Origin of the sequence: Sedimentitalea todarodis (assembly GCF_032595355.1) — a bacterium.
GTDB lineage: Bacteria > Pseudomonadota > Alphaproteobacteria > Rhodobacterales > Rhodobacteraceae > Sedimentitalea > Sedimentitalea todarodis.
In genome coordinates this window covers 59,872-65,871 of sequence record NZ_JASMWN010000025.1, presented here as the reverse complement: position 1 = coordinate 65,871, position 6,000 = coordinate 59,872, and the positions used below count along the sequence as shown (strand labels likewise).

Annotated in this window: 4 protein-coding genes and 1 pseudogene; 1 reads left to right on the top strand and 4 read right to left on the bottom strand. The window is 63.6% G+C overall.

Going from position 1 to position 6,000, the window contains the following annotated elements; genetic code table 11:
- Positions 1 to 396, top strand: a pseudogene (locus QO231_RS22265) (FG-GAP-like repeat-containing protein); the annotation flags it as partial.
- A 267-nt stretch (positions 397 to 663) separates the two neighbouring features.
- On the opposite strand, the gene QO231_RS22260 reads toward QO231_RS22265, so the two are convergent.
- The 4 genes from QO231_RS22260 to QO231_RS22245 all read right to left on the bottom strand — a co-directional run bounded on the left by QO231_RS22260 (position 664) and on the right by QO231_RS22245 (position 5,996).
- A complete protein-coding gene (locus QO231_RS22260; protein ID WP_316781740.1) occupies positions 664 to 876 on the bottom strand; it encodes a hypothetical protein in 213 nt (70 codons plus the stop codon).
- 179 nt (positions 877 to 1,055) lie between these two features.
- Positions 1,056 to 1,739 carry a YjbF family lipoprotein gene (locus QO231_RS22255; protein WP_316781738.1) on the bottom strand — a complete coding sequence of 228 codons (684 nt, stop codon included), beginning with the start codon at positions 1,737 to 1,739 and terminating at the stop codon, positions 1,056 to 1,058.
- Positions 1,736 to 3,976 (bottom strand): YjbH domain-containing protein, encoded by a 2,241-nt coding sequence (locus QO231_RS22250; protein ID WP_316781736.1) that lies wholly within the window; start codon positions 3,974 to 3,976, stop codon positions 1,736 to 1,738. Before QO231_RS22250 ends, QO231_RS22255 begins: the two co-directional genes overlap by 4 nt.
- A 145-nt stretch (positions 3,977 to 4,121) precedes the next feature.
- The gene (locus QO231_RS22245) at positions 4,122 to 5,996 is read right to left on the bottom strand and encodes a polysaccharide biosynthesis protein (RefSeq protein WP_316781734.1); all 1,875 of its coding nucleotides are present in this window, start codon (positions 5,994 to 5,996) and stop codon (positions 4,122 to 4,124) included.
- Between the last annotated feature and the right edge of the window lie 4 nt (positions 5,997 to 6,000).

Genomic DNA, 6,000 nt, shown 5'->3' with positions numbered 1-6,000 from the left:
GATCAGGTCTGGGGCGGGATGGGACGCGACAAGATCTATCTCGGCAAGGGCGACGATATCTTTCATGACGAGGACCAGGGCGGCGCGAACGGGGCCGATCTGGTCAAGGGCGGAAGCGGCAATGACACCTTCCACGACGGCGGCGGCAATGATGAGTACCACGGCGATGCCGGCGCCGATCTGTTCGTGTTCTCATCCGGGCATGGCAACGACATGATTGCCGATTTTGCCCCTGGTCAGGATCATATCCAGTTCACCATCCCGGATCTGGGCTTTGCCGATCTGGTCTTCCGGGATCTGGGGCAAGATGTGCAGATCGACACCAGCAGCGGCACGATCACGCTGCTCGATCTGGATCCGGTGGATCTGGGAGCCGCCGATTTCCTGTTTGCCTGACGTCCGAAACACCCGGTTTCGCAGAATTATTAACATAATATAAACTACAGGATCTCCGGAGGCCGCCCGGTGGGTTCACAAACGAAGTGCAAATTCTGTATGAGAGCGTTTCGCGTTCAACCTGGGTCACCTGGTGTCGCCTCGCGCGTTGAAATCTATGATTCCAGGCCGCGTCAGGTGAGTCAGCTTTGGCGCGAAACGCCTTGAAACAGCAAAAGGCAGACCCGTGGGCCTGCCCTAAAGCTTCAAACCGGTTGAACAGGTGGTTCAGTTCGTGGTGGTCGTAACCGTGGTTGGGTTGTCATCGTCACCGGAGACGGCAATGGCCACGATAAATACGACCGCCGCAATGGCAGCAGCCGCGCCGGCCGTCAGACCGCCACCGATCGCGCTTGGGACACCGCCCGTCGCGCTTTGTGCATGGGCCGGTGCCGACAGGGTGAGCGCGCCGAGGGCGGCAACCGCGAGAAGCTTTTTCATGATCAGAATCCTTGGTTGGATTAAAACTTTGGTAACCTACTTGCCTTAGGTCTACCGCAGGGCACATGGTTTTTCAATATGGCCTCTGCATATCTGGCGCATTGTCGCTGTTTTTTCTTCGGGTCGATGAAAACAGCGGCACATACGCCCGAAACCTCTCGAACATGATCTGAATATCTCTAATCCGTCACCTGCCGCAGCCGCAGATAGCCCACATGCGGCCCGGCCCATTGCCGCGATTGCCAGATCAGGCCCCGGCCTGCATCGATCCAGTAGTCATTCGTGATTGCACCGCTGCTGCCCTGACATTGTTCCCGCAAATGCCGTGTGGCATGGCGCACTTCGATGATTTCAATGGTTTCAAGCCCCAGGTCGGTCACCTCGCAGGCCAGTGTCAGCGTCGTCTGCGCGTTGTTGCCGCCAAAGATCTGAAAGATGCGCGCGCCACCCGCCGCCGGGCCAAGACCGCTGCCGGCCAGCAGCACCTCGGTCGACAACAGGTCGCCGCCCAGCCCGCGCGTGGCAATCAGCACCCCGCCCCGCACTGTCACGGTTTCATTGCTGTCGGTGCGCCAGACCACAATCTCGCCGGGCCCCGAATCGCGGGTCGTGTAGCTGGGATAGAGAAACGCGGTCTGATCTTCCCGCAGGCGGGTGACCTCCATAAAGGTGCCGTCCAGCGTGTTCAGAACCGCCCGGGTCACCGGGGGGCGTTCCGCCGCTGGATTGGTGCGCGCGGATATCGCCTCACGCGCGGCATCGATCACCTGCAATTGCAGGGTCGGGGCATCGACGCCACCGCTGCAGCCTGCCAGCAAAAGCGCGGCGGTGAGACCTGCCAGCAGGCGTGCCGGTCGCATCATTCCCAGACCCTCGCCCATTGATTGGTCAGCGCCTTGCGATGCGCCAGCCGCACCTGCCCGTAAAGCCGTCCCGGCACGCTGACCATCTGTCCGCCATCGCGCTGCACCGGACGGATGGTGGTGCCGAATGTCTGCTGGCTCGGTTTCCCGAGGAACCAGTTGATCGGGATGCGGAACCGGATGCCCTTGTCAAAAGAGCCCTCTCCGAAGTCCTCGGCCGACACGTTGGTCTTGGTCGCGAACGCCCCGACCATCCAGCCATTGTCGAACGTGCGGTCCACGCTCAGGGTGGCCCCGACATCACCGGCGAGGTACTGGCCCACGCTCAGCTGCGCCAGATACCCGCCCGCAAACTCGTAATAGGCCGTGCCGTGGCCGGTGAAGACCTCATAGTCCTGGAACCCCAGCCGCTGATTGAAATCGCGTTTCTTCACGTAATTCGCCTCGACCCCCAGGGCCAGGTTGCTGCTGACCGGTTTCCACAGCAGTTCGGTGGACAGCCCGCCATACATGGTTTCCAGGTAGCCGCCGGTGACGCGGGCATAAAGATTGCGCCCCGGCCGCCATTGCCTGGCGATGAACAGGTTGTTCAGCGTCGTGCCATATTGCGCATATTCCACCTGGTCGGTGCGCACATGCGGCAAGACCGAGTTGGACGGCGGCCCGCCATCGACATTGCCGGCAAGGCGCTGGCGGATGGCCCCCGAGATGATCCAGCCGGGTGCGGGCCGATAGGTGCCCCGCAGGGTCAGCCCCACATCCACCCGGAACGGCTGCTCCGGATCGAAATAGGCCGGGCTGAAGTAAGGCGACAGCGACCAGCTCTTGTCGGGATAGAGATCCGCCGCCGGGGTCGCATCCGCCGACAGCGGTGGTGCGTCGGAAAAGGCGGTGACGGCCAAGAGCGCATCGGTGGCGTTGCCATCGAATTCCAGCGCCTCCAGATCGGACCGGCGCACCGTGGTCGCCGACAGCGCCATGCCTCCGCTCAGCGGCACCAGCCGGAAGGTTTCCACCGAGGGCGGCATCACCCGGCTCATCGCCCGCGCTGCCCGGCCCACCGCATTGGCAAAGGACAGGTACTGAATGTTGCGAAAGCGCAGCTCCGCCGTGTCGGCACGGACCGTCAGGCTCTCCAGCACCAGCCCGTCGGCCAGCAGGATCGGGGCCAGCAGATCACGCAACTGCGCCGGAACCGATGCGTTCCCGGTCCAGGCGGTGGTCCAGGCATCGGGGTTGCTGCTCTGCGACGGGCGCTGCGGAATCGGCTGAGGGGCCGGGATCCGCATCTGGGTCACCGGCTGCTTCGGGTTCAGCTGGATTTGCAGATTGACCCCGAACTGGCTGCCATACATGTAATAGGCCCCCAGCCGGGTGCGGGGGCTGACCTGGTATTCGACCCCGAAATTGAACGGCGAGCGCCGCTCGAAGATCGAGGCGTCCTGCGTCTCGGTCACGTAGTCGTCCGAGGAGTATTCCAGTTTCAGCCCAAGTTTTTCATTGGGTTGCCATTCGATCCCGGCAAAGGGCGCATAGGGACCGCGGAACCACTGGTCATAGGCCGGCTCGCCGCCCAGGCTGGTCGGATCATAGGGAGGCCGGTCGCCAGAGGAGCCAATGCTGCCATATGAGCCCAGCCGGCCCCAGCCGATCCCGGCGGTCAGCTTCAGACGCCCGGTTTCACCGAACCGCCCGCCCCAGCCGGGCACCTCGAACCGCTTGGTGGCGACGACATATTCACCGGCGTAAATGCCGGTGCCGACAAAATCCTGCAGGCCCACGGTGACTTCGGGAATGTATTTCCGTTCCCGCAGCAACCGGAACCGCAGATCAAAACTGCGGTCGTAATAGGTATCGAACCCCCCCATGTTCCAGTCCTGGATGGAATTGTACCGAAAGGTGGCCGACATCCACGGGGTTGCCTGAAAGGTCAGGTTGTATCGGGTCTGGCCGCCAAACGATGACACGCCGGTGGTGAATTGCCCGTCCGGCAGCATCTCGGCGGACGGCATGTCGATGATCCCGGGCGAGCCGTAGAAGTTGAGGCTCGGCGGCGGCAACGGCACCAGGGTGGGCTCCGCGTCGCGGCGCGCCCCGGCGCCTGACTGGCTCTGGGCCAGCGCCGCGCCACCCGCGAGCGCCCCGCCCAGCAGAACCACGACAAGCGCCCGGCCCGGCCCGCTGCGAAAAACAGGCCCGACCCCGGAAACAGTCTTGTTGAAAAATGCCTGAAACAATACGAAGGGCGCCTTTTGCCTGTCAGCCTGCCTGAACGTTCTCGGACTGCTTAGATCACAAAGCAAGCCCCGGTATCAATCGCCCGGACCGCCAGCATCCGGGTTTCGGCGGAAACGCGGCATTGCGGTGACAATTCCGGATATGTCAGGAACGCCTGCGCTCGACGTCGGCCTGCCGGTAGCCCTCGACCCAACGGCTGATGACCGCCCGGGCGGCATCCGCATCGCTGGCCACCAACGCATGGCGCAATCCGCGCAGGGCCGACGCCACCTCGATCTCGCTCAGCTGGTCTTCCCGCGCACAGAATATTTTCGGGAAACGGGTGCCGATCAGATCCGGGCTCAGGGTCAGCTCTTCCTCCATCTTCTCGCCGGGGCGCAGGCCGATGATCTCGATCTCGATATCGCCATCGGGATTGTCCTCGTCGCGCACCGAATAGCCGGCGCTTTCGATCACCTGCCGCGCCAGCTTCACGATCGGCACCGGTGCCCCCATGTCCAGCACGAACGTCTCGCCATCCCGCGCCTCGGCCCCCGCGGTCAGCACCAGCTGCACCGCCTCGCGGATGGTCATGAAAAACCGCTTTACCCCGGGATCGGTCACCGTCACCGGCCCGCCGCGGCTGATCTGGTCCTGGAACAACGGCACCACCGATCCGCTTGATCCCAGCACATTGCCGAACCGCACCATCGTGAACACGGTTCCCGCGTGCCGCGTCGCCAGATCCCGTATCACCAGTTCCGCCAGCCGCTTGCTGGCCCCCATCACGTTGGCCGGGCGCACCGCCTTGTCCGAGCTGATCAGGATAAAGCGTTCGACCCCGAATTCCGCTGCCTCGCGCGCCAGGACCTGGGTGCCAAAGACATTGTTGGCCAGCCCGGCCAGCGGATTGGCCTCGACCAGCGGCACATGCTTGTAGGCGGCGGCATGCAGCACCACCTGCACGCCGTGATCGGCCAGAACCGTCCGCACCTGCCTTGGATCCGTCACCGACCCCAAAAGCGGCACCAGTTCGATACCGGTGCCCTCGGTCAGCTGCTCAAGTTCCTGCTGCACCGTGTAAAGCGCCAGTTCGCTCAGCTCATAGAGGATCACCTTGCGGGGCTCGCAGGCCAGCACCTGCCGGCACAGTTCCGAGCCGATCGAGCCCCCCGCACCGGAAACCAGCACCACACGACCGGTATAGCTGTCGCTGGCGTCGCCCAGTCCGCTGGCGCGCGACGCGCGACCGAGGAAGTTCTGCGGCGCAACCGGGGTCAGCTTGTCAATCAACGCTTCCTCGCCGATCAACTGCGCAAAAGACGGCAACGCCTGCACGTCCAGCCCCACTTTCTGCAGCCGGCGGGCAATCTGTGCCTGTCTCGGCTGGCTGAGCGACGGCATCGCCAGCAGCACCCGGTCGATCTGGCGCTGTTTGACCAGCTCCGCGATCCGGGCCGGCGGGAACACCGGCAACCCCACCAGAGCCATGCCCTGCAACGAGCTGTTGTCATCGACAAAGGCCACCGGGTCGATGCCCTCGTGGCTGCGCAGCGCCTGTGCCAGCTGGGTGCCGGTGGTGCCCGCACCATAGATCAACACCCGGCAGCGCGGCTGCGCCCGGCGATAGATCGCATCCACGATCTGGTACAGCACCGCCCGGCTGGCCACCAGCAGCATGAAATAGCTGATCCCGAAGATCACCTGGGTTCCCGGCGGCTGGTTCAAACCGGCCAGCCACGACAACAACGCCATGGTTCCGGTCAGCACCGTGGCCAGGATCGCGGTGAGCCCCACCGCATGCCCTTCGAACGCCTTCAGCTGAATGCCCGGAATGCCCAGCCACATCGACAGACCCGCCGCCACCGCCAGCAGATACGGCAAGACCGGCAGGGTCTGGATCAGGGTCTGGCCCGCCGAATTCGGCAGCACCTGCACCGTGTAGGTGAACAGCAGGGCCAGTGGAATCAACGCGAGATCAATCGCCAGAAAGACATAAGCCTTTTGCTTGCGCGGCAAGGATCTGATCAGGTTCAACATTCAG

Excerpts from the sequence above, each read along its gene's own strand:
- QO231_RS22260 (WP_316781740.1), bottom strand. The coding sequence starts at position 876 with ATGAAAAAGCTTCTCGCGGTTGCCGCCCTCGGCGCGCTCACCCTGTCG.
- QO231_RS22255 (WP_316781738.1), bottom strand. The coding sequence starts at position 1,739 with ATGATGCGACCGGCACGCCTGCTGGCAGGTCTCACCGCCGCGCTTTTG.
- QO231_RS22245 (WP_316781734.1), bottom strand. The coding sequence starts at position 5,996 with ATGTTGAACCTGATCAGATCCTTGCCGCGCAAGCAAAAGGCTTATGTC.